This is a genomic window from Burkholderia sp. LMG 13014, from assembly GCF_905232215.1.
In the GTDB taxonomy this organism is placed as follows: domain Bacteria; phylum Pseudomonadota; class Gammaproteobacteria; order Burkholderiales; family Burkholderiaceae; genus Burkholderia.
In genome coordinates this window covers 1-4,317 of record NZ_CAJNKE010000502.1, presented here as the reverse complement: position 1 = coordinate 4,317, position 4,317 = coordinate 1, and the positions used below count along the sequence as shown (strand labels likewise).

At 66.0% G+C, this 4,317-nt stretch carries 2 protein-coding genes; one reads left to right on the top strand and one right to left on the bottom strand.

Features of this window, described 5'->3' with window-relative positions; translation table 11 throughout:
• Positions 1–3,296, bottom strand: a 3,296-nt coding sequence (dnaE, locus tag JYJ84_RS29645; RefSeq protein WP_205189840.1) for a DNA polymerase III subunit alpha, incomplete at its 3' end; no start/stop codon positions are given.
• 216 nt (positions 3,297–3,512) lie between these two features.
• Between dnaE and JYJ84_RS29640 the strand changes: the two genes are divergently transcribed.
• Positions 3,513–4,317 (top strand): sulfurtransferase (locus JYJ84_RS29640; protein WP_205189839.1); only part of this gene is annotated, 805 nt, incomplete at its 3' end.

Genomic DNA, 4,317 nt, shown 5'->3' with positions numbered 1-4,317 from the left:
TCCTTCGATACGTGCGACTCGAGCACGCGGCGCAGCGCAGCCGCGTCGGCGTTGCCGTTCATCGTCAGCCGCACGGCCTGCGCATAGCGGCTGCGCGCGCGTTCGAGATCCATCACGGTATCGGTCGTAAAGCGGATGCCGCCCGTGAACGCATCGTTGCGCGCCTGCCCCTGCACGATCAGCAGCTCGTCTTCCTTGAACAGCGCCTTGTTCGCCTCGAACTGCTCATTGAAGATCGTGATCTCGCACTGGCCCGAGCCATCGTCGAGCAACGCGATCAGCATCTTGCCGCGCTGGGTCATCTGCGTGCGCAACGACGCGATGATGCCGGCCACGAGCTTGTCGCGCCCTTCCTTCAGATCGCCGACCTTCTGCCGGACGAAGCGGCGCACCTCGTCGCGATACGCGTCGAACAGGTGGCCGGACAGGTAGAAGCCGAGCGCCCCCTTTTCTTCCTGCAGGCGGCGCTTGTCGTCCCACGCGGGCTCGTCGACGAGCGCATGCGCGTGCGGCGACTCGGCACCCATGTCGAACAGGCCGGCCTGCATTGCGTTCGCCGCGGCCTGGTCGGCCGCTTCCATCGCCAGCGGCACCGACGCGATCAGCTGCGCACGGTTCGTATTCAGCGAATCGAACGCGCCGGCGCGGATCAACGCCTCGACCGTGCGGCGGTTGACGACGCGCCGGTCGATCCGCTCGCAGAAATCGAACAGGTCGGTGAACGCCTTCTCCTCGCGGGCGCGCAGGATTTCCTCGATCGCGTTCTGGCCGCTGCCCTTCACCGCACCGAGACCGTAGCGAATCGTGCGCGAGCGCTTGCCGTCGGCTTCGGCGACCGGCTCGAAGCGGTAGTGCGACTGGTTGATGTCGGGCGGCAGCACGGCGAGGTTGTTCACGACGCAATCGTCGAACAGGATCTTCACCTTGTCGGTGTCGTCCATCGCGAGCGTCATGTTGGCCGCCATGAATTCGGCCGGATGGTGCGCCTTCAGCCACGCGGTGAAGTACGCGAGCAGCGCATAGGCCGCCGCGTGCGACTTGTTGAAGCCGTAGCCCGCGAACTTCTCCATCAGGTCGAAGATTTCGTCGGACTTCTCGCGGGCCAGGCCGTTCTTCGCGGCGCCCGCCGCGAAGATCTCGCGGTGCTCGGCCATCTCCTCGGCCTTCTTCTTGCCCATCGCGCGGCGCAGCAAGTCCGCGCCGCCGAGCGAGTAGCCGCCGATGATCTGCGCCATCTGCATCACCTGCTCCTGATAGACCATGATGCCGTAGGTCTCTTTCAGGACGGGTTCGACGCGCGGATCGGGATATTCGACCTTCTCGCGGCCGTGCTTCCGCGCGCAGAAGCTCGGGATCAGGTCCATCGGGCCCGGACGGTACAACGACACGAGCGCGATGATGTCCTCGAAGCGGTCGGGCTGCGCATCCTTCAGCATGCCCTGCATCCCGCGGCTTTCCAGCTGGAACACCGCGACCGTGTTGGCCTTCTTCAGGATCTGGAACGACGCCGGATCGTCGAGCGGCACCTGCCCGAGCGACCAGTCGGCCTTCGACGGATCGAGGCGGCGGATATAGCGCTCGGCCCAGTCGAGGATCGTCAGCGTCGTGAGACCCAGAAAGTCGAACTTCACGAGGCCGACGGCTTCGACGTCGTCCTTGTCGTACTGGCTGACCACGCCGCCGTCGTCGCCCTGCGTGTACAGCGGGCAGAAATCGGTCAGCTTGCCGGGCGCGATCAGCACGCCGCCCGCGTGCATCCCGACGTTACGCGTGAGGCCTTCGACGCGCTGGGCGAGGTCGAGCAGCTGGTGCACTTCGTCCTCGTGGTCGTAGCGCTCCTGCAGCTGCGGCTCCTCCTTCATCGCGTCGGCGATCGTCACGTGCTTGCCCGGCTTGAACGGGATCAGCTTCGCAATGCCGTCGGTGAACATGTAGCCGAGGTCGAGCACACGGCCGATGTCGCGCACGGCCGCCTTCGCGGCCATCGTGCCGAAGGTGGCGATCTGCGACACGGCGTCCGCGCCGTACTTCTCCTTCACGTACTGGATCACACGATCGCGGCCGTGCTGGCAGAAGTCGATGTCGAAGTCGGGCATCGACACGCGTTCCGGGTTCAGGAAACGCTCGAACAGCAGGTTGTAGCGCAGCGGGTCGAGGTCGGTAATGCCGAGCGCGTACGCGACCAGCGAACCGGCGCCCGAGCCGCGGCCCGGGCCGACCGGCACGCCGTTGTTCTTCGCCCAGTTGATGAAGTCCGCAACGATCAGGAAGTAGCCCGGGAAGCCCATCTTCGTGATGGTCCCGCACTCGAATTCGAGCCGCTTGTAGTACGTGTCGCGCTGCGCGTCGCGCTCGGCTTCGGCCGGATACAGCTGCGCGAGGCGGGTTTCGAGCCCCTCCTTCGACAGCTGGACCAGGTAGTCGTCGAGCGACATGCCATCCGGCGTCGGGAACAGCGGCAGTTTCGGCTTGCCGAGCTCGAGCTTCAGGTTGCAGCGCTTCGCGACTTCGACCGTGTTCGCGATCGCCGACGGCAGGTCGGCAAACAGCGCGGCCATGTCGTCCTGCGTGCGGAAAAACTGGTCGGTCGTGAAGCGCTTCTGGCGCCGCGGGTTCGCGAGGATGTCGCCTTCCGAGATACACACGCGCGCCTCGTGCGCGGTGAAATCGTCGTCGGTCATGAACTGCGTCGGGTGCGTCGCGACGACCGGCAGTTGCAGCGCCGCGGCGAGCGCCGCGGCCTGCTGGATGTACGCCTCGGCGCCCGGCTGGCCGTAACGCTGCAGCTCGATGTAGAAGCCGCCCGGGAACACCTTCGCCCAGCGCTCGGCGTGACGGCGCGCGGCTTCTTCGTTGCCCGCGGCAAGCGCGAGCCCGATATCGCCCTGTTGCGCGCCCGACAGCGCGAGCAGCCCCTGCGCAAGCTCGCCGTCGAGCCAGCTCGCGTCGAGTTCCGCACGGCCGCGGTACTGGTTCGTGAGCCACGCCTTCGACAGCAGCTCGCAGAGATTCAGGTAGCCGACCTTGTCCTTGACGAGCAGCAGCAGCCGCGACGGCTTGTCGCGGTCGTCCGGATTGGTGATCCAGACGTCGCAGCCGGCGATCGGCTTGATGCCCTTGCCGCGGGCTTCCTTGTAAAAACGGACGAGGCCGAATGCGTTGCCGAGATCGGTGAGCGCGAGCGCGCCCTGACCGTCTGCGGCCGCGGCCTTGACGATGTCGTCAATGCGCACGATGCCGTCGGCAATCGAGAATTCGGAGTGAACGCGAAGATGGACGAAGCGGGGATCTGACATGGGCGCTATTGTAGCCGCCCCGCCACGCGGGCTGCCCAAAAAATCCCCGCCCCGGCCGTTCGGCCGATGCGCGCGACCACACGCCGCGCGACTGGCCGAACGGCAGGATGCCGGCCTGAGCGCCGTTTGCGGGATAATACGGTTTTTCGAATCCACGCCCCGGCTTCGCACCCTTTTTTGCGGGCCGCCGTGCGGCCGTTTTCCCGTCGGACCATCATGACCATCGTCAACCTCGCCGCCTACCACTTCGTGTCGCTCGACGCGAACGAGCAATGGCGCCCGCTCGTCACCGCCCGCTGCAACGAACTCGGCCTGCGCGGCACGATCCTGCTCGCGCCGGAAGGCATCAACCTGTTCATCGCCGGCACGCGCGAAGCCGCCGACGCGTTCATCGCGTACCTCCGCCACGATCCGCTGTTCGAAGGCAAGTTCGCGTCGCTGCAGTTCAAGGAAAGCCTGTCCGACTCGCAGCCGTTCCGCCGCATGCTCGTGCGCCTGAAGCGCGAGATCATCACGATGAAGAAGCCCGCGATCAAGCCGGAACTCGGCCGCGCGCCGTTCGTCGACGCGCGCACGCTGAAGACGTGGCTCGACCGCGGCCACGACGACACGGGCCGCCCGGTCGTGATGCTCGACACGCGCAACGCGTTCGAAATCGACGTCGGCACGTTCGACGATGCGCTCGACTACCGGATCGACAAGTTCAGCGAATTCCCGGAAGTCATCGACGCGAACCGTGCCGACCTCGAAGGCAAGACGGTCGTGTCGTTCTGCACGGGCGGCATCCGCTGCGAGAAAGCCGCGATCCACATGAAGGAAATCGGCATCGAGAACGTGTACCAGCTCGAAGGCGGGATCCTGAAATACTTCGAGGAAGTCGGCGGCGCGCACTATCACGGCGACTGCTTCGTGTTCGACTACCGCACCGCGCTGAACCCGCAACTCCAGCCCACCGAGAACGTCACGTGCTTCGCGTGCCGCGCGGTCGTCACGCCGGAAGCGCAACAGTCGCCGAGCTACG